Genomic DNA, 17,537 nt, shown 5'->3' with positions numbered 1-17,537 from the left:
CCCCTCGCAGCCTTCAACACCATGTTTTATATAGGAAATATAATGGTCAGGACAGCGAAATCAGCGCCTTACTTGGGAAATGTGGGTTCATGGCAACGCAAACCCAGACCCAGACGCCGCTTGGCGAGACCGCCATCGACATCGTCAAGCTCAACAAGTGGTACGGCACCTTCCACGTGCTGCGCGACATCGACCTGAACGTCGGCCGGGGCGAGCGCATCGTCATCGCCGGCCCCTCCGGCTCGGGCAAGTCGACGCTGATCCGCTGCATCAACCGGCTGGAAGAACACCAGTCGGGCAAGATCATCGTCGACGGCACCGAGCTGACCCACGACCTGAAAAACATCGACAAGGTGCGCTCCGAGGTCGGCATGGTGTTCCAGCATTTCAACCTGTTCCCGCATCTGACCATCCTGGAAAACTGCACCCTGGCGCCGATCTGGGTGCGCAAGATCCCGCGCCGCGAGGCCGAGGAGACGGCGATGCATTTCCTGACCAAGGTCAAGATCCCCGAGCAGGCGAACAAGTATCCCGGCCAGCTGTCCGGCGGTCAGCAGCAGCGCGTCGCCATCGCCCGCGCGCTGTGCATGCGGCCGCGGATCATGCTGTTCGACGAGCCGACCTCGGCGCTCGACCCCGAGATGATCAAGGAGGTGCTCGACACCATGATCGAGCTGGCCGAGGACGGCATGACCATGCTCTGCGTCACGCATGAGATGGGCTTCGCCCAGGCGGTGGCGCATCGGGTGATCTTCATGGACCAGGGCCAGATCGTCGAGCAGAACACGCCGAAGGAATTCTTCAACAATCCGCGGTCCGAACGCACCAAGCTGTTCCTGTCGCAGATCCTCGGCCACTGACTGTGGGCAGGCGGCCGCCGGATGCGGCGGGCGCCTGCCTCGCGGGATATTTGCCGCGGGCCGGGGCGGAGGTACGTTCTGGCGGTTGCCGGCCGGTGCAGCGCCGGTCTATCTTGCCGGCAACCGCTTCGGAGAATTGACGATGAACCAGACCATTTTCCTGATGCTCGGCCTTCTCAGCATCGTCGGCATCGGCTCGCTGGTGTCCAGCAACGACGACGACCACGCGCCTGAAGCCGAGCCGGATGATCCCAGGCTGTACGACGGCAACGAGATTACCGGGGATGGCGACGAGAACGGCGACGACCTGGTCGGAACCGAGGATGGCGACAGCATCCTGGCGGATGACGGCGACGACACGGTCCAGGGGGCCGCCGGCGATGACGGTATCCGCACCAGGGGCGGCGACGACGAGGTCGATGGCGGGGCGGGCGACGACCTGATCTATACCGGCTATGGCAATGACACGGTCAGTGCCGATGCGGGCGACGACGAGATCTACCTGGGCTATGACGACGATCTCTACGGCGCCGAGAACCCCGGCGTGAACGAGGGCGACGACACCATCGACGGCGGCGAAGGTGAGGACACGATCATCACCAACCTCGGCAACCATTTGATCACCGGCGGCGACGGTGACGACAGCATCACCGACAATGGCGGTTCGGTCTATATCGACGGCGAGGACGACGACGACCTGATCCTGTCGCCCGACGATTCCGAGGCCGACGCCCCCGACACATTGCTGGGCGGCGATGGCAACGACACCATCCATGCCGGCGGCGGCGATCTGGTCGACGGCGGCGACGGCGACGACACCTACATGCTGAGTTCCGCCGCTGGCGGCGCGGCCGACATCACCTACAGCAACGACGACGCCATCGTCATCACCCTGGCCGAGGATTACGGCGGCGAGGGCGAATACGAGCTGGTGCAGGACGGCGACGATGTGCGCGTGGTGCTGGACGGCGCCGATGTGGCGATCCTGCGCGACACGCTGGTCAACGCGGTCGGCACGATCAGCGTGGTGAACGCCGCGGCCAGCTAAGTCCCGAAGGCGCGGTCATTCCCCGGCCGCGCCCCGATCCGGCTTTTTCCGTTTCCCCAATACTCTCGGGGCTGTCGAGCGCCAGGGAGAAGGTTCGGGGATCTTTTCAGCGACAAAGGGGCCGGGAGGCCGGAGATGGGGCGGACAGCCCGCGATGCGACGCCGGCCGACCAGCGACCGGCGCGCCCGTTTCAGATCGCCGATTTCAGCGATTCTTCCAGATACAGCTCGCGCAGCCGGGTCGCCACCGGGCCGGGCCTGCCCTCGCCCAGCGTCACGCCGTCGATCTCGACCACCGGCAGCACGAAGGCCGAGGCCGAGGTGAAGAAGGCCTCGTCCGCCGCCTGCGCCTCGGCGATGGTGAAGGGCCGTTCCTCGATCTGCATCTGCGCCTCGGCGGCATAGCGCAGCAGCGAGGCGCGGGTGATGCCGTGCAGGATGTCGTTCGACAGCTCGCGGGTGATGATCCGGCCGTCCTTGACGATATAGGTGTTGTTCGAGGTGCCCTCGGTCACGAAGCCGTCCTCGACCAGCCAGGCGTCGTCGGCGCCCCTGGCCTTGGCCTCCATCTTGGCCAGCGACGGATAGAGCAGCTGCACGGTCTTGATGTCGCGCCGCGCCCAGCGCAGATCCTCGACCGAGACCACGCGCAGGCCGGTCCTGGCCTGCGGATTGTCGGCCAGGCCGGGCTTGGACTGGGTGAACAGCACCACGGTCTGCGGCGTGTCCTCGGGCGGGAAGGCGAAGTCGCGGTCGCCGGGATTGCCGCGGGTGACCTGCAGATAGATGATGCCCTCGTCGATGCCGTTCAGCTCGACCAGCTTGCGATGCACGGCCAGCCATTCCTCGTCCGAAAGCGGGTTGCCCATCCGCAATTCGCCCAGCGAGCGCGCCAGGCGCTTCAGGTGGCCGGGAAAGTCCAGCAGCTTGCCGTTCAGCACGCTCGTCACCTCGTAGACCCCGTCGGCCATGACGAAGCCACGGTCGAAGATCGAAACCCTGGCCTCGGTTTCCGGCAGATAGTCGCCATTCAGATAGACGGTGCGGGTCATCTTTCCTTCTCCATTCGCAACGGCTGGTGGCGCGGTCCTGCGCCCAAAGCGGCAGGGCGTCAAGATGGCGGCGGCTTCGGTCCTTTCGCAACTGCAAAACAGGCTTGATGCAGGCGCGGCAATTATCTATCGGTTTTGCAGAGCCGTTTGAAACATCCTTACCCGAAAGGCAAGCCATGTCCTTCCGCACGCAACCCGCCCCGCCCGCCCGCCTGAACCGCTGCCAGCTTTTCGGTCCCGGCTCGCGCGAGGCGCTGTTTGCCAAGATGGCCGGCTCGGCCGCCGACGTCATCAACCTGGACCTGGAGGATTCGGTGGCGCCCGACGACAAGGCGCAGGCGCGCCGCAACATCATCCAGGCCATCGGCGACATCGACTGGGGAACCAAGACCCTGTCGGTCAGGATCAACGGGCTGGATACGCCCTGGTGGTATCGCGACGTGGTGGACCTGCTGGAACAGGCCGGCGAGCGGCTGGACCTGATCATGATCCCCAAGGTCGGCAATGCCGCCGACATCTATGCCGTGGACGCGCTGGTCACCGCCATCGAGGCGGCCAAGGGCCGGCAAAAGCGCATCGGGCTGGAGGTGATCATCGAATCCGCCGCCGGCATCGCCCATGTCGAGGAGATCGCGGCCTCCTCGCCCCGGTTGCAGGCGATGAGCCTGGGCGCGGCGGATTTCGCCGCCAGCATGGGCATGGCCACCACCGGCATCGGCGGCACCCAGGAAAACTATTACATGCTGCATGAGGGGGCGAAATACTGGTCCGACCCCTGGCACTGGGCGCAGACCGCCATTGTCGCCGCCTGCCGCACCCATGGCGTGCTGCCGGTCGACGGCCCCTTCGGCGATTTCAGCGACGACGAGGGCTTCCGGGCGCAGGCCCGCCGCTCGGCCACGCTGGGCATGGTCGGCAAATGGGCGATCCATCCCAGGCAGGTGGCGCTGGCGAACGAGGTGTTTTCGCCCGGCGAGAAGGCGGTGACCGAGGCGCGCGAGATCCTGGCCGCGATGGAGGAAGCCAAGCGAACCGGCGCCGGCGCGACCGTATACAAAGGTAGACTGGTTGACATCGCGTCCATCCGTCAGGCACAAGTGATCGTGCGTCAGGCAGAATTGATCGGCGCCTGACCATCAGGAATACCTGGGCGGCCACGCGGGGAGGCTGGCCGCCATGACAGGGGAGGAGCAACAGGCCCTGCGGCTGCGCGGGGCCTGTTGTCGTTCAGGGCCCGCGACCGGAGCGCCGCCGATTTTCATGACAATTCAATGACATCGCAATCCCGCTCCGCGTCGGCTGGCAGGGCTCGGGCTGCGACGCGATCCTCGACCGGCCGCGGCTGCAGCGGATCCGGCGTGCGGTGGCGCCGGGCCAGGTCGAGAATCGGTGATTCGGGCATGGCGGGGAGGCCGCCGCCCATCAGGGAACGGAAGGCGGGTTTTCCGGCGCAAGCCGGGCGATTTCTTCGGCCGGCGGCGAGGCCGGTGCCGCAATCTTCGCGTGTCATGTCCTGTCTCGCTGCGAACAAGTCCGCCGCAGTTATGGAGCCGGCGGGGAAAGCGCAAGGGGGCTGACCGGAATGTGAGCCTGCCATGCGGCCGGGATCCGCGGCGTCGCCGCCAGCAGGCCCTGCGTATAGGGGTGCTGCGGCGCATCCATCACCGCATGGGTGGAGCCGGTCTCGACGATGCAGCCCTTTTCCATGATCATCACCCGGTCGGTGATCTGGCGCACCACCGACAGGTCGTGGCTGATGAACAGGTAGGACAGACCGTGGCTGACCCGCAGCCGCGCCAGCAGGTCCAGCACCTGCGCCCGCACCCGCACGTCCAGCGCGCTGACCGCCTCGTCCAGCACAATCAGCCGCGGCCTGATGATCAGCGCCCGGGCGATGGCGATGCGCTGGCGCTGGCCGCCGCTGAATTCGTGGATGCGCCGGCGCATGGTCTCGGCGCCGGTGATGCCGACCTCGAACAGCGCCTCGGCCACCTGCTCGCGCCAGTCGCGGGGCAGGCCGGTCAGGTGGAAGGGTTCGGCCACCAGCCGCTCGACCCGCCAGCGCGGATCGAAGCTGCCGAACGGGTCCTGGAACACCACCTGCATCTTTGCGCGCAACTCGCGGGACAGGGCGCGGCCGGCGCGGATTTCCTGCCCGTCCAGCAGGATGCGGCCGCCCTGCAGCGGATCGAGGCCAAGGATCGCCCGGGTCAGCGTCGATTTCCCGCAACCGGATTCGCCGACCAGCCCGACCGATTCCCCGGCCTCGATGCGGAAGCTGACCCCGTCCACCGCGCGCAGGCTGCCGCGCGGCGCGGTCAGGCCGCGGCGGGGCAGGGGGTATTCGCGCACCGCCCCGTCCACCTGCAGCAGCGGCCGGGGTTTCGTGGCGGGCAGCACCAGCCGCGGCTGGTGGGTCGAGGCAGCGAACAGCGCCCGGGTATAGGGGTGGGCTTGCCGGCGGAACACCGTCTCGGTCGGCCCTTCCTCGACGACGCGGCCCTGCTGCATGACCGCCACGCGGTCGGCGATGCCCGAGACCACCGCAAGGTCGTGGGTGATGAGCAGCAGCGCCATTCCCTCGTCCCGCACCAACGCCTTGAGCAGCTCGAGGATGCGGGCCTGCGTGGTCACGTCCAGCGCCGTCGTCGGCTCGTCGGCGATCAGCAGCTCGGGGCGCAGCGCGATGGCCAGCGCGATGGCGACGCGCTGGCGCTGGCCGCCGGACAGCTCGTGCGGGTAAAGCGTCAGCGGAAAGCGCGGCGCGGGCAGGCCGACGCGGTCCAGCCGGTCGCGGGCACGTTCCAGCGCCGTCTTGCGGTCCAGGCGCTGATGGGTGCGCAGCACCTCGGCCACCTGGTCGCCGATGGTCATCAGCGGGTTCAGCGCCGTCATCGGCTCCTGGAAGATCATGCCGATGCGCTTGCCGCGGATGCGGCACAGCTCCCGCTCGGGCAGCTCCAGCAGATTGCGGCCGTCCAGCTCCACCCGCCCCTCGGCGGCCATGCCCTCGGGCAGCAGGCCCATGATCGCCAGCGCCGCCATGGACTTGCCCGAGCCGCTTTCGCCGACCAGCCCGGTGATCCGGCCGGGCGGCAGTTGCAGGTCGATGCCGCGCAGGATCTCATGCGCGCCGATCTCGACCGAGAGATTGGCGAGTTCGATCATGGCGACCTGCGCAATCTGGGGTCCAGCGCGTCGCGCAAGCCGTCGCCCAGCAGGTTCAGCCCCAGCACCGTCACGACGATGGCGAGGCCGGGGATGATGGCGACATGCGGCGCCAGCGCCACCATGGTCTGCGCCTCGGCCAGCATCCGGCCCCAGCTGGGCGTGGGCGGCTGCGCGCCAAGCCCGACATAGGAAAGGCCCGCCTCGGCCAGGATGCCCAGGCTGAACTGGATGGTGCCCTGTACGATCAGCAGGTTGGCGATGTTGGGCAGGATGTGCTGGACGCTGATCCGGGCGGCGCCCTTGCCGGCGACCCGGGCGGCGCGGATATAGTCCAGCGTCCAGATCGGCAGCGCCGCGCCGCGGCTGACGCGGGCAAAGACCGGGATGTTGAAGATGCCGATGGCGATGATCGCGTTCAGCGCCGAAGGCCCCAGCGCTGCGGTGATCAGGATGGCGATGACGAGGCTGGGAAAGGCGAAGACCAGGTCGTTGCCGCGCATGACGATCTCGTCGATCCAGCCGCCGCTGCGGGCGGCGGCCAGCAGGCCCAGCGGCACGCCCAGGCCCATGCCGATGCCCACCGCCACCAGCGCCACCGCGATCGAGGTGCGCGCGCCGACCATGATCATCGTCAGCATGTCGCGGCCGAAATGGTCGGTGCCCAGCCAGTGCTGGCCCGAGGGCGGCAGCAGCTTCTGCGCGATGGCCAGCTGCGTCACGTCCGCCGGCGTCCAGATGAACGAGACCAGCGCCGCGGCCAGCGCCAGCCCGGAAAGCAGGGTACCGAGGATCAGCGATACCCTCATCTGCGCAGCCTCGGGTCGATCAGCGCATAGGACAGATCGACCAGGAAGGTGACCAGGATCACCGCCGCCACCAGCACCAGCACCGCGCTTTGCACCACGATCAGGTCGCGCTGGGTGATGGCCTGAAAGATCAGCCGGCCGAGGCCGGGCAGATAGAACACATTCTCGATGATGATCGCCCCGGCCAGCAGAAAGGAAAACTGCATCCCCAGGATGGTCAGCACCGGGATCAGTGCGTTGCGCAGCGCATGGCGCGACAATGCCTGCCCGGCGCTCAGCCCCTTGGCGCGGGCGGTGCGGATGTAGTCCTGCCCCAGCGTCTCGACCAGGGCCGAGCGCAGCACGCGCGCCAGGATCGCCGCCTGCGGCAGGGCCAGCGCGAAAGCCGGCAGGATCAGCGATTTCAGCGCCGCGCCGGGATGGTCCCAGCCGGGAAAGCCGCCGGCCGGCAGCCAGCGCAGGTTCACCGCGAAGACCAGCACCAGCAGCATGGCGAACCAGAAATTCGGCAGCGCGATGCCGATCTGCGTCGCCCCCATCACCACCGTATCGCCGGCCCTGCCGCGACGCGCGGCGGCGAACATGCCGATGGGCAGGGCGATCAGCGCCGCCAGCGCCAGCGCCATCAGCGCCAGCGGCAGCGAGACCTGCATCCGGTCGAGGATCATTCCCCCGACCGGCGTCTTGTAGGTGAAGCTGTGGCCCAGATCGCCGCTCAGCACCCCGCCCAGCCAGCGCAGGTAGCGCAGCGGCAGCGGCAGGTCGAGCCCCAGCTGCTGGCGCAGCGCCGCCACCGTCTCGGGCTGGGCGCCGGTGCCCAGCATGAAGCTGGCCGGGTCGCCCGGCACCAGCGCCACCACCGAAAAGATCAGCGCCGAGGCCACGAGCAGGCTCAGGCCAAGCGAGATCAGGCGGCGGGTCACATAGCGCAGCATGGGCCGACGCTAATCCGGCACCGGGCGGCGGTAAAGGTGGCTAAAAGGGGTCAGGGCACCTCGATCTTGCCGATCAGCGGCACGTCGTCGTCCAGGCTGACGCTGTGGCGCTCGATCATGCGGTGTACGACCGGCGGCTCGGCGCCGCGATGCAGCTTGTGCAGGTCCTCATAGGTCTGGAAATCGGCCTTGGTGCGGCGCAGGTTGTGGCGCACATATTCGTCCCAGGTGGCGATGTGATAGCTTTCGGTCCAGCGCCCGGGATGTTCCAGGTCGCGCAGCAGCGCCCAGTTGCGCGCCCCGTCGCGGCGGCGGATATTGCGGCGCAAGGCCATCAGCCGCAGGAATTCCGGCACGTCCACCTGGTCGATCTCGTAGTCGATCATCACCATGATCGGGCCCGATCGGCCGCGCAGGTCCAGCGCCAGCTCGGGCTCGCGGAAGCGGTTCACCGGGTCCAGGTCCAGCGTGCCGAATTCCGGGATGCGCAGCCAGTGGCCCAGCACGGCGCCCAGGAACAGCGGTGCCGAGGCGGCGACCAGCGCCGTGTTCACGTCGTAATTGTTGGCGACTGAGCCCCAGGCCCAGCTGCCCGCCGCCATGCCGCCGAAGACCGAGGTCTGGTAAAGCGCCAGCGCCCGCGCAACCACCCAGCGCGGCGTCGAAAGCTGCACGGTGACGTTGAACAGCGACAGCGCCAGCACCCAGCTTGCCCCCGCGGGCAGCATGGCCAGAGCGTGCAGCCAGGTGCTTTCGGTCAGCGCCAGCATCAGCGCCGAGGCCCCGAAGGCGGCGAAGGCGACGCGCACCACGTTCTCGTTGTCCAGCCGCTCGCGCACCAGCGGGTTGATCAGTGCCCCGCAGATCGCGCCAAGGCCGAAGCAGCCCAGCAGCAGGCCGAACAGCAGCGAGCCGCCAGCGGGGTTCTGCTTGGCCACCAGCGGCAGCAGCGCCATGATGACGATGGCCGAAAAGCCGAACAGCGCCCCGCGCATCAGCACCCGCATCAGGTTCGGCGACAGCGCTACATAGCGCAGCCCGGCGCCGACGGCGGCGACGAAAGGCTCGGGCGTGGTGGTGCGGGGCGGCGTCACCGGGTGCCAGCGCATCAGCGCGCCAAGCAGTGGCACATAGCTGGCCGCATTGACCGCGAAGGCCGCCGCCGCGCCGAAGGCGGCGGTGATGATGCCGCCCACCGCCGGCCCGACCGAGCGCATCATGTTGAAGCCGACCGAGTTCAGCGACACCGCCGCCGGCAGGTCGTCGCGCGGCACCAGGTCCTGCATGCTGGCCTGCCAGGGCGGGTTGTAGATCGCCTGTCCGACCCCGATCAGGAAGGTCAGCGACAAAAGCAGCAGCGGCGTCATCCAGCCCTGCCAGGTCAGCACCGCCAGCAGCACCGAGACCAGCGCCATGAACATCTGCGCCCCCAGCAGCAGCGTGCGGCGGTCGAAGATGTCGGCCAGCGCCCCCGACAGCAGCGCAAACAGCATGATCGGCAGCGTGTTCGAGGCTTGCACCAGCGCGATCAGCGTCGCGGAATCGGTCAGCTGCGTCATCATCCAGGCGGCGCCGACCGCCTGCACCAGCCCGCCGAAGTTCGAGATCAGCGTCGCCGACCACAGCAGGCGGAAATCATGGTGTCGAAACGGGGCGAATGGGCTCTTGCGGGCAGTCGCTGGCATGATCCGTAAAACCTGGGACGGGTGGCTCCAACCTTAGGCAGAGCCATTGCCCGCTGCAATCGCCGCGGGCCGATTCTTGCCGCCGACGCCGGATCTCCTGCCACTTAGACAAACAGTCGAAGAATACTTCACAAAAATACGAAACATGAACGCAATCGTGCGCATTTCCGGCAAAATTGCGGCAAGATCGGGATTTCATTTCCGCGCCCGCCGCTATTCTTGCCGCAATCTCTTCCGAACAGGGTGCGCGAACATGAAGGTCATCGTTCTGGGAGCCGGCGTTCTCGGCGTCACCTCGGCCTGGTATCTGGCCAAGGCCGGCCACGAGGTCACGGTGATCGACCGCCAGGAGGGGCCGGCGCTGGAAACCAGCTTCGCCAACGCCGGCGAGATCTCGCCCGGCTATTCCTCGCCCTGGGCGGCGCCGGGCATTCCGCTCAAGGCGCTGAAATGGATGTTCCAGCGCCATGCGCCGCTGGTCATCCAGCCGCGGCTGGACTGGCAGCGCCTCTCGTGGATGGCGCGGATGCTGGCGAACTGCACCGCCTCGTCCTATGCCGTCAACAAGAGCCGCATGGTCCGCATCGCCGAATACAGCCGCGACTGCCTGGGCGAGCTGCGGGCCGAGACCGGCATCCATTACGACGAGCGCACCCAGGGCACGCTGCAGGTGTTCCGCAAGCAGGAACAGCTGGACGGCGCCGGCAAGGACATCGAGGTGCTGAAGGCCGACGGCGTGCCTTTCGAGGTGCTGGACCGCGCCGGCTGCATCGCGGCCGAGCCGGGGCTGGCGGATGCGGCTGGGCGCATCGTTGGCGGCCTGCGCCTGCCGGGCGACGAGACCGGCGACTGCTTCAAGTTCACCAACCGCCTGGCCGAGATGGCCGCGGCGGCCGGCGTGACCTTCCGCTGGGGCGTCAGCATCGAGGCGCTGGAAGCCGAGGGCGGCCGCATCAGCGCCGTGCGCACCGGCCAGGGCCGCATGCAGGCCGACCGCTACGTGCTGGCTTTGGGTCCGCATTCGCCGCTGCTGGTCCGTCCCCTGGGCATCAAGCTGCCGATCTATCCGCTCAAGGGCTATTCGCTGACCATCGACATCGAGGACGAAAGCCGCGCCCCGGTCTCGACGGTGATGGACGAGACCTACAAGGTCGCGATCACCCGGCTGGGCGACCGCATCCGCGTCGGCGGCCTGGCCGAGATCGCCGGCTACGACCTGAGCTTGAACCCGCGCCGCCGCGCCACGCTGGCGAAATCGGTCTCGGAGCTGTTTGGCGGCTCGGGCGACCCCGACAAGGCGCTGTTCTGGACCGGGCTGCGCCCGATGACGCCGGACGGCACCCCCATCGTCGGCGCGACGCCGATCCCGAACCTGTTCCTGAACACCGGCCATGGCACGCTGGGCTGGACCATGTCGGCGGGGTCGAGCCGGGTGCTGGCCGACCTGATCTCGGGCCGCAAGCCGGATATCGAGGCCGAGGACCTGGGCTATGCCCGCTATCTGCGCGGCCGCCGAGCCGAGGCCGGGCGGGTGCTGCAGCCGGCCCGCGCCTGACCGGCCCGTGCCTGGCGGAGCGACGAGAAAGGGGCCCGGCCGGGCCCCTTCTTGCTGCACGTTCGGCTGCCGCGGTCAGGCCTGCTTGATCAGGCGCAGAAGCACCAGCAGGATCACTGCGCCTATGGTGGCGAAGATGATCGTGCCGAGGATCGGGGCCGAGGCGCTCATGCCGATGCCCAGCATCGGGAACAGCCACCCGGCGATCACCGCGCCGACGATGCCGACGACGATGTTCATCAGCAGGCCCTGGCCGCGGCCTTTCACGATCAGGCCGGCCAGCCAGCCAGCGATCGCGCCGATGATGAGGGTGACGAGCAAGGCAGTCAGGGTCATGGAACACGTCCTTTGCAAGCTCCCGGCTTTCGGCCGGTCCGGCGGGGAAACGCCCGCCGCCCGCCGGCGGTTCCGGGCGGCGCGGCAAAGCCCCTGTATTCCGGCGGTTTCCTCGTGGAGCCCGCGCCATTCGGCAACAGTTCGGTAACGATCACGCCTGTCTCGGGGCCCGCCACTTGACGCAGCAAGGCCGGGTAAGGCTGATACGGATATGCGAATCATGTCCGCCCTCTGCTCGGGCCGGGCAAGTGACCTGACGCTATGTCGCTGCTGCCACGGTCGCGTCCCTCGGGACGCGGCGCGTTATGAAGGGAATGACCGATGCGCCTTGCACCGCTGATGCTGGCGATGGGGCTTGGCCTTGCCGCCTGCGCCCCCACGCCGTCCACCACCACCGTGCCGACCACGGCCGAGACCGGCGTCTACGGCGCCCGCACCGATACCGGCCCGAACGGCGAGCCGATCGAGATCCACGCCGTCCGCCCCGCCTATCTGACCGAGCGCAACCGCCGCCAGCGCGTCGCCTATAACGGCCCCGAGGCGCCGGGCACCATCGTCGTCGATCCCTATGCCCGCTTCCTCTACCATGTGCTGGAAAACGGCGAGGCGATGCGCTTCGGCATCGCGGTCGGTCAGGCCGGCAAGAACTTCCGCGGCAATGCCTCCATCGGCCGCAAGCACGCCTGGCCCAGCTGGACGCCCACGGCGAACATGGTCCGCACCCAGCCCGAACTCTACGGCCCGCTGAAGGGCGGCCTGCGCGGCGGCGTGGACAACCCGCTGGGCTCGCGCGCGCTCTATCTCTACCGGGGCGGCCGCGACACCATGTATCGCATCCACGGCACCATGGACCCGTCCTCGATCGGCAAGGCCACCTCGGCCGGCTGCATCCGGCTGTTCAACCAGGACATCATGGACCTGTTCGACGAGATCCCCAACGGCACGCGGGTCAAGGTCCGCACCCAGGCCGAAAGCCTGGCGCTGGAAGGGCCGCTGGTGGAATTGCCGAATGGCTACCTGGCGCCCGCGCACGAGGCGCAGGCCACCGCCGAAGCCGCGTCCGCGCAGTAACCGCGCCCCTCCTGCAACCGCTTTGCGTCCCGGCCCGTGCACGGCCGGGGCGTTGTTGCTCTGGCCAGCGGCGACGGCTCGTGGCAGATTTCGCGCGCAACGCGGCTGATAAGGAGAGACTGCCATGGCCAGGCCCGTCGATCAGACCACCACCGCCTCGCGCGATCTGGACGCGCTGGCCGAACAGACCCAGCCCGCGGCGCTGCGGCTGCTGGAGATGCCGGCGCTGAACGCGCTGCAGCGCGATCTGCGGGCGATGAAGGCGCGCGAGCAGGACGAGGCGGTGCGCAAGACCCTGGCTCAGGCGATGCGCCGCGCCGCCGCGGAAAAGCGCCGCCGCAAGGAGCAGGGCGCCGGCGCGGAACCCGCCACCGCAAGCGTGCGCGAGACCGCGTCGAGGGCTCGGCCCGCCACCGCTGCGACCCTCGCCGCGCCCGCCAAGGCCACGCCGCCGCTGCAGGCGATCCTGCCCCGGCCCGACAAGGCCGAAAGGAAGCGCATCAAGGAAGCCGAGAAGGCCGAGAAGAAGCGGGTGAAGGAGGCCGAGAAGGCCGAGCGCAAGGCCGCGAAGCAGGCCGCCCGCGCCGCCGAGAAGGAGGCCGCCAAGGCGCAGCGCCGGGCCGAGAAGGCGGCGGCCGCCCAGACGGGGCAGGGCGGCAAGGGCAAGGCCGGCAAGGGCGGGGCTGGAAAGAACAAGGGCGGCAAGGGTCCGAAAGCCGTCTGAGCCCGCGGCCGCGGTTCCCAAACCGCGCTCTGCCTGCTATGCGAGACCTGCCGATCCCATCCGAGTTTCACGATGCGCCGCCTGGTTCTGGCCCTTGTCGCCGCCGTCTCGACCGCCGCCACCCCCACCCCCGCCTATGAGGCGGTGGATGCGATCCTGGGCCTGCGCGCGCCGCGGGTCTCGGACAAGCTGCGCTGCACCGATGACGGGGTCTATTGCATCTCGGCCGCGACCTATGTCGCGGATGTCTGCTCGGCCATCGAGCGGGCGGCGGGGCAGAACGGGCTGGACCCGCATTTCTTCGCCCGGCTGCTGTGGAAGGAAAGCCTGTTCGAGCCCGGCGCCATCAGCCCGGTCGGCGCCATGGGCATCGCCCAGTTCATGCCCGGCACCGCCGAGATGGTCGGCCTCGACGATCCCTTCAACCCGGCCAAGGCCATCGCCGCCTCGGCGCGCTACCTGCGCAAGCTGACCGACGGATTCGGCAATGTCGGCCTGGCCGCCGTGGCCTATAACGGCGGCGAGAACCGTGCCGCGCGCTTCATCGCCGAGGGCGGCAGCCTGCCCTGGGAGACCCAGGATTACGTCGAGGCGATTACCGGTCGGAACGCCTGGACCTGGCGCGACAGCCCGCCCAAGGCGCTGGACATCCGGCTGGACAAGCAGCGCAGCTTCCGCGAGGCCTGCATCGACCTGGCCGGGTCGCGCAAGCTGCGCGAGTTCCAGACCCAGGACCACCCCTGGCCCTGGGGCGTGATCGTTGCCACCCATCCCAGCCAGTCGGGGGTTTCGGCGCAGGTCTCGCGGCTGAACCGGCAGCTGCGGCCGATCCTGGGCGGCAAGCGGGTCAGCTATGTGCGCCGCAAGATCTCGGGCGGGCCGCGCAAGGTCTATACCGCGCAGATCGGCTATTCGTCCAGGACCGAGGCCTATGCCTTCTGCAACCGGCTGCGCAGCGTCGGCGGCCGCTGCCTGGTGCTGAGGAATTGAAGCGCCGCACGGGCGGCGCGGTCGCGGTCGGGTATTTGGGGAGCAAAGAAGCGCGGGCCTAGTCCCGCCAATGCACGGCCGTGAGGTCGTTGGCGGGCATCGGCGCGTTTTCCCACAGCCCCTCGATTTCCGCCTTGGCGACGCCGGTCTTGGCGAGCTGGAACAGGAAGGCGTTGGCGTAGTCGTCGGCAAGGATCTGCTGCGCCTGTTTCAGCAGCTTCGAGCGTTCTGCCGGGTCGGTGGCGGCGTCGAGTTTCGTCATCGCCGCGTTGAAGTCGGGATTGGCGTAGTTGAAATAATAGTCCTGGCGCCCGTAGATGCCGATATCCATCGGCTCGACATGGCTGATGATGGTCAGGTCGTAATCGGCGTTCTTGAACACCTGTTCCAGCCATTGCGCCCATTCCATGTTGGTGATCTGCGTCTGGATGCCCACCGCGCGCAGTTCGGCCGCGACGATCTCGCCGCCGCGGCGGGCATAGGGCGTCGGCGGCAGGGCCAGGCGCAGGGTCAGGTTTTCGGCCCCCGCCTCGGCCAGCAGCGTCTTCGCCAGCTCGGGATCGTGCTGCGATTTCGCGGTCAGGTCGACGTAATCGGGATGATGCGGTGCGAAATGCGTGCCGATCGGCGTGCCATAGCCGAACATGGCGCCGTCGATGATCTCCTGGCGGTTGACGGCATGGGCGATGGCCTCGCGCACCTTGGCCTGGGCCAGCGCCGGGTGCTTGTGGTTCATGGCCAGGATCGTCTCGCCCTCGGTGGTGCCGACCAGCACCTTGAAGCGCGGATCGGCCTGCAGCTGGGCCAGGGTTTCCGGGGCGGGATAGATCGGGAAGGTGTCGATGTCGCCCGCCATCAGTGCCGCGAAGGCGGCGCTGGGATCGGCGATGAAGCGGAAGGTGGCGGTCTTCAGCGCCGGCTTCTTGCCCCAGTAGCCCTCGAAGGCGTCGAGCCGGATATGGTCGCCTTGCCGCCATTCGCCGAATTTGAAGGGGCCGGTGCCGACGGGTCGGGTGGCGATGTCCTTGATGCTGGCCTGATCGACCATCACCGCGTCGCCCCAGGCCATCTTGAAGGGGAAGCCGCCGTCCGGGGCCTTCAGCGTGACGCGGACGGTCAGCGGGTCCGGCGCCTCGACCGTCTCGATGCCCTCGAACAGGGCCTTCTGGGCGTTGGTGCTGTCCGGGGCGCGGGCGCGATCCAGCGAGAAGATCACGTCCTGCGCGTCGAAGGCGCTGCCGTCGTGGAAGGTCACGTCCGGGCGCAGGCGGAAGGTATAGGTCTTGCCGTCGGGGCTGTCCCAGCTTTCGGCCAGGGCCGGCTGCACGCTGCCGTCCGGGGCGATGCGGGTCAGGCCCTCGAAGACATTGGCATAGACCACCTCGTCGATGGCGGCGGCGGCGCCGCCGGTCGGGTCCAGGTTCGGCGGCTCGAGCACCATGGCGAGCGTGATCGAATCCGGTGCCGCCAGCGCCGGCGTGGCCAGCATCGCCGCCGCCGCGGCCGCCTGCATGAGTTTCGCGAACATCCCTGCCCCCTTGGCTGATCCCAGGGGCACATTCCGGGCAAAATGCCCGGCGATCAACCCCGTCTCTGGGTCAGCTGCTGGGCGAGGCCGGCAAAGAGCAGCCAGAGCGAGGTCAGCAGCAGCCCCCAGCGCGCGAAGCTTTCGGGGTGGAAATCGACCAGAACCGCCCAGACCGCGAAGCCGACCCAGGCCGCGCAGACCGGCAGCGAAATCCAGCGCCAGCGCTCGGTGCGGACCGGGTGGATGAACTTCACAGGCGTGAACATGGTCGCCGCCAGCGCCACCACGATCAGCAGGATGATCCAGAAATTCGGCTTGAGCGCGAACAGCACCAGCACCACCATGTTCCAGCAGGCGGGAAAGCCGGCGAAGGAATTGTCCCTTGTCTTCATGCGGGTATCGGCGAAATAGACCACGCTGCCATAGGTGATGGCGATGATCGCGATCCAGCCGGTCCAGCCGGGCAGCAGGCCCGACATGAACAGCGCATAGGCCGGGATGAACACATAGGTCAGGTAGTCGATGATCAGGTCCATCAGCACGCCGTCATAGGTCGGCCAGTTCTTCTTGACCTGGTAGCGGCGCGCCAATGGCCCGTCGACGCCGTCCACGATCAGGGCGACGACCAGCCAGAAGAACATCTCGGACCAGTTGGCCTGGGCGGCGGCCAGCAGGGCAAGCATCGACAGCACCGCGCCGGTGGCGGTCAGCAGATGCACGGACAGGGCTTTGAGGCGTGGATTCATCCCCTGCTTCTGTCACCGAACGGTCATGATCGCAAGTTCGTGACCCCGCGGCCGCGCGCTTTGCCGGCGAGTGATGCGCGGAAGTCCCGCAGGCAACGGGTCTATGCGACGAATTCCTCGGCGGCGTAGCCTTGCAGATAGAGCAGGGCGGTCAGGTCGCCGTGGTTGATTCGCAACCCGACCTGCGCCGCGACCACGGGCTTGGCGTGCAGCGCGACGCCCATGCCGGCCAGCTGCAGCATGCCCAGGTCGTTGGCGCCGTCGCCCACCGCCAGCACGTCGGCGGGCGTCAGGCCGCGGGCGGCGGCGATGTCCTGCAGCGCCTCGACCTTGGCCTCGCGGCCCAGGACCGGCAGGGCGACATGGCCGGTCAGCACGCCGCCCTCGGCAAGCAGGGTGTTGGCGCGGTGCTCGTCGAAACCCAGCGCCGTGGCGACCGGGCCGGTGAAGACGGTGAAACCGCCCGAGACCAGCGCTGCATAGGCGCCCTGCGCGCGCATGGTCGCCACCAGCTGCCGGCCGCCGGGGGCCAGCGTGATGCGGCTGTCCAGCACCTCGCCGATGGCGGTTTCCGGCAGGCCGGCCAGCAGGCCGACGCGGGCCAGTAGCGCCTCGTGGAAATTCAGCTCTCCGTTCATCGCCCGGGCGGTGATGGCGGCGACGCGCTGGCCGACGCCGGCGAAATCCGCAAGCTCGTCGATGCATTCCTGCTGGATCATAGTCGAATCCATGTCGGCGAGCAGCACCGCCTTGCGCCGGCCCGCGGTCGGCTGGATCGCCAGGTCGAAGCCCTCGGCCTGCAGTCGTTCCCAGGCCTGCCAGAAATCCTGCGGTTCGGCAGCGAGGGGGAATTCCGCGGCGATGCCCGGGGCCAGCCAGAGCGGGTGGCCGCCGTTCCAGGCGCCGCGCAGCTCGTCCACCAGCGCGGCGGACAGGTCGGCGCGGCTGGGCGCGGCAAGGATGGTGACGGTGAACATGCGGGCCCCCGGGGCGGTTGTTTGCGGCAGCACTAGCCAAAGCGTTGCGGCGG

The 17,537-nt window shown here is 68.4% G+C and carries 17 protein-coding genes; 7 read left to right on the top strand and 10 right to left on the bottom strand.

All coding sequences use genetic code 11. The features are described 5' to 3' along the window. Positions 1–89: 89 nt before the first annotated feature. Positions 90–860, top strand: coding sequence for an amino acid ABC transporter ATP-binding protein (locus tag I9P22_RS05485; RefSeq protein ID WP_199258351.1), 771 nt, complete (start codon positions 90–92; stop codon positions 858–860). A gap of 142 nt (positions 861–1,002) precedes the next feature. Then, on the top strand, positions 1,003–1,908 hold the full coding sequence (locus I9P22_RS05480; RefSeq protein ID WP_199258350.1) for a calcium-binding protein: 906 nt from the start codon (positions 1,003–1,005) through the stop codon (positions 1,906–1,908). Between the two features lie 191 nt (positions 1,909–2,099). Here the strand turns inward: I9P22_RS05480 and I9P22_RS05475 are convergent, their stop codons facing one another. Then, the gene (locus I9P22_RS05475; protein ID WP_199258349.1) at positions 2,100–2,960 is read right to left on the bottom strand and encodes a D-amino-acid transaminase; all 861 of its coding nucleotides are present in this window, start codon (positions 2,958–2,960) and stop codon (positions 2,100–2,102) included. A gap of 176 nt (positions 2,961–3,136) precedes the next feature. Here I9P22_RS05475 and I9P22_RS05470 point away from each other — a divergent pair, with 176 nt between their 5' ends. Then, positions 3,137–4,093, top strand: a complete 957-nt coding sequence (locus I9P22_RS05470) for an L-malyl-CoA/beta-methylmalyl-CoA lyase (protein ID WP_199258348.1) — start codon at positions 3,137–3,139, stop codon at positions 4,091–4,093. A gap of 125 nt (positions 4,094–4,218) precedes the next feature. Here the strand turns inward: I9P22_RS05470 and I9P22_RS05465 are convergent, their stop codons facing one another. The 5 genes from I9P22_RS05465 to I9P22_RS05445 are packed head-to-tail and all read right to left on the bottom strand — an operon-like array spanning position 4,219 to position 9,557. Further along, entirely contained in the window at positions 4,219–4,470 is a 252-nt protein-coding gene (locus tag I9P22_RS05465) for a hypothetical protein (protein ID WP_199258347.1), read from the bottom strand. Positions 4,471–4,502: 32 nt separating this feature from the next. After that, entirely contained in the window at positions 4,503–6,128 is a 1,626-nt protein-coding gene (locus I9P22_RS05460) for an ABC transporter ATP-binding protein (RefSeq protein ID WP_199258346.1), read from the bottom strand. Then, the gene (locus I9P22_RS05455; RefSeq protein WP_199258345.1) at positions 6,125–6,937 is read right to left on the bottom strand and encodes an ABC transporter permease; all 813 of its coding nucleotides are present in this window, start codon (positions 6,935–6,937) and stop codon (positions 6,125–6,127) included. The genes I9P22_RS05460 and I9P22_RS05455 overlap by 4 nt, the downstream gene beginning before the upstream one ends. Further along, positions 6,934–7,872, bottom strand: coding sequence for an ABC transporter permease (locus I9P22_RS05450; RefSeq protein WP_199258344.1), 939 nt, complete (start codon positions 7,870–7,872; stop codon positions 6,934–6,936). The genes I9P22_RS05455 and I9P22_RS05450 overlap by 4 nt, the downstream gene beginning before the upstream one ends. 50 nt (positions 7,873–7,922) lie before the next feature. Continuing rightward, a complete protein-coding gene (locus I9P22_RS05445; RefSeq protein ID WP_199258343.1) occupies positions 7,923–9,557 on the bottom strand; it encodes an MFS transporter in 1,635 nt (544 codons plus the stop codon). A 253-nt stretch (positions 9,558–9,810) separates the two neighbouring features. Here I9P22_RS05445 and I9P22_RS05440 point away from each other — a divergent pair, with 253 nt between their 5' ends. Further along, positions 9,811–11,112 carry a D-amino acid dehydrogenase gene (locus tag I9P22_RS05440; protein ID WP_199258342.1) on the top strand — a complete coding sequence of 434 codons (1,302 nt, stop codon included), beginning with the start codon at positions 9,811–9,813 and terminating at the stop codon, positions 11,110–11,112. A 75-nt stretch (positions 11,113–11,187) separates the two neighbouring features. Here I9P22_RS05440 and I9P22_RS05435 read toward each other — a convergent pair whose 3' ends face one another. Further along, positions 11,188–11,448, bottom strand: a complete 261-nt coding sequence (locus I9P22_RS05435; RefSeq protein ID WP_199258341.1) for a GlsB/YeaQ/YmgE family stress response membrane protein — start codon at positions 11,446–11,448, stop codon at positions 11,188–11,190. A gap of 321 nt (positions 11,449–11,769) precedes the next feature. On the opposite strand from I9P22_RS05435, the gene I9P22_RS05430 reads away from it, so the two are divergent. The 3 genes from I9P22_RS05430 (at position 11,770) to I9P22_RS05420 (ending at position 14,233) form a co-directional block, all read left to right on the top strand. After that, the gene (locus I9P22_RS05430) at positions 11,770–12,519 is read left to right on the top strand and encodes a L,D-transpeptidase (protein ID WP_199258340.1); all 750 of its coding nucleotides are present in this window, start codon (positions 11,770–11,772) and stop codon (positions 12,517–12,519) included. Between the two features lie 124 nt (positions 12,520–12,643). Then, complete coding sequence (locus I9P22_RS05425; protein WP_199258339.1) at positions 12,644–13,243, top strand: hypothetical protein; 600 nt, start codon at positions 12,644–12,646, stop codon at positions 13,241–13,243. Positions 13,244–13,315: 72 nt separating this feature from the next. After that, the gene (locus I9P22_RS05420) at positions 13,316–14,233 is read left to right on the top strand and encodes a lytic transglycosylase domain-containing protein (protein ID WP_199258338.1); all 918 of its coding nucleotides are present in this window, start codon (positions 13,316–13,318) and stop codon (positions 14,231–14,233) included. Between the two features lie 58 nt (positions 14,234–14,291). Here I9P22_RS05420 and I9P22_RS05415 read toward each other — a convergent pair whose 3' ends face one another. The 3 genes from I9P22_RS05415 to serB form a co-directional block, all read right to left on the bottom strand. Further along, on the bottom strand, positions 14,292–15,761 hold the full coding sequence (locus tag I9P22_RS05415) for an ABC transporter substrate-binding protein (RefSeq protein ID WP_199258337.1): 1,470 nt from the start codon (positions 15,759–15,761) through the stop codon (positions 14,292–14,294). 53 nt (positions 15,762–15,814) lie between these two features. Beyond that, positions 15,815–16,507: a CDP-alcohol phosphatidyltransferase family protein gene (locus tag I9P22_RS05410; protein WP_199258336.1), complete on the bottom strand. Its 693-nt coding sequence runs from the start codon at positions 16,505–16,507 to the stop codon at positions 15,815–15,817. Positions 16,508–16,608: 101 nt separating this feature from the next. Then, positions 16,609–17,484, bottom strand: coding sequence for a phosphoserine phosphatase SerB (gene serB, locus I9P22_RS05405; protein WP_199258335.1), 876 nt, complete (start codon positions 17,482–17,484; stop codon positions 16,609–16,611). Positions 17,485–17,537 lie beyond the last annotated feature (53 nt).

Origin of the sequence: Paracoccus binzhouensis (assembly GCF_016446475.1) — a bacterium.
Classification (GTDB): Bacteria; Pseudomonadota; Alphaproteobacteria; order Rhodobacterales; family Rhodobacteraceae; genus Paracoccus; species Paracoccus binzhouensis.
Note: the sequence above shows the minus strand (reverse complement) of the source record. Positions and strands in the feature narration are given on the sequence as shown.

What these genes read in the sequence shown, in the direction of transcription:
- I9P22_RS05485 (WP_199258351.1), top strand. Translation starts at nt 90, where the DNA reads ATGGCAACGCAAACCCAGACCCAGACGCCGCTTGGCGAGACCGCCATC.
- I9P22_RS05480 (WP_199258350.1), top strand. Translation starts at nt 1,003, where the DNA reads ATGAACCAGACCATTTTCCTGATGCTCGGCCTTCTCAGCATCGTCGGC.
- I9P22_RS05475 (WP_199258349.1), bottom strand. Translation starts at nt 2,960, where the DNA reads ATGACCCGCACCGTCTATCTGAATGGCGACTATCTGCCGGAAACCGAG.
- I9P22_RS05470 (WP_199258348.1), top strand. Translation starts at nt 3,137, where the DNA reads ATGTCCTTCCGCACGCAACCCGCCCCGCCCGCCCGCCTGAACCGCTGC.
- I9P22_RS05465 (WP_199258347.1), bottom strand. Translation starts at nt 4,470, where the DNA reads ATGACACGCGAAGATTGCGGCACCGGCCTCGCCGCCGGCCGAAGAAAT.
- I9P22_RS05460 (WP_199258346.1), bottom strand. Translation starts at nt 6,128, where the DNA reads ATGATCGAACTCGCCAATCTCTCGGTCGAGATCGGCGCGCATGAGATC.
- I9P22_RS05455 (WP_199258345.1), bottom strand. Translation starts at nt 6,937, where the DNA reads ATGAGGGTATCGCTGATCCTCGGTACCCTGCTTTCCGGGCTGGCGCTG.
- I9P22_RS05450 (WP_199258344.1), bottom strand. Translation starts at nt 7,872, where the DNA reads ATGCTGCGCTATGTGACCCGCCGCCTGATCTCGCTTGGCCTGAGCCTG.
- I9P22_RS05445 (WP_199258343.1), bottom strand. Translation starts at nt 9,557, where the DNA reads ATGCCAGCGACTGCCCGCAAGAGCCCATTCGCCCCGTTTCGACACCAT.
- I9P22_RS05440 (WP_199258342.1), top strand. Translation starts at nt 9,811, where the DNA reads ATGAAGGTCATCGTTCTGGGAGCCGGCGTTCTCGGCGTCACCTCGGCC.
- I9P22_RS05435 (WP_199258341.1), bottom strand. Translation starts at nt 11,448, where the DNA reads ATGACCCTGACTGCCTTGCTCGTCACCCTCATCATCGGCGCGATCGCT.
- I9P22_RS05430 (WP_199258340.1), top strand. Translation starts at nt 11,770, where the DNA reads ATGCGCCTTGCACCGCTGATGCTGGCGATGGGGCTTGGCCTTGCCGCC.
- I9P22_RS05425 (WP_199258339.1), top strand. Translation starts at nt 12,644, where the DNA reads ATGGCCAGGCCCGTCGATCAGACCACCACCGCCTCGCGCGATCTGGAC.
- I9P22_RS05420 (WP_199258338.1), top strand. Translation starts at nt 13,316, where the DNA reads ATGCGCCGCCTGGTTCTGGCCCTTGTCGCCGCCGTCTCGACCGCCGCC.
- I9P22_RS05415 (WP_199258337.1), bottom strand. Translation starts at nt 15,761, where the DNA reads ATGTTCGCGAAACTCATGCAGGCGGCCGCGGCGGCGGCGATGCTGGCC.
- I9P22_RS05410 (WP_199258336.1), bottom strand. Translation starts at nt 16,507, where the DNA reads ATGAATCCACGCCTCAAAGCCCTGTCCGTGCATCTGCTGACCGCCACC.
- serB (WP_199258335.1), bottom strand. Translation starts at nt 17,484, where the DNA reads ATGTTCACCGTCACCATCCTTGCCGCGCCCAGCCGCGCCGACCTGTCC.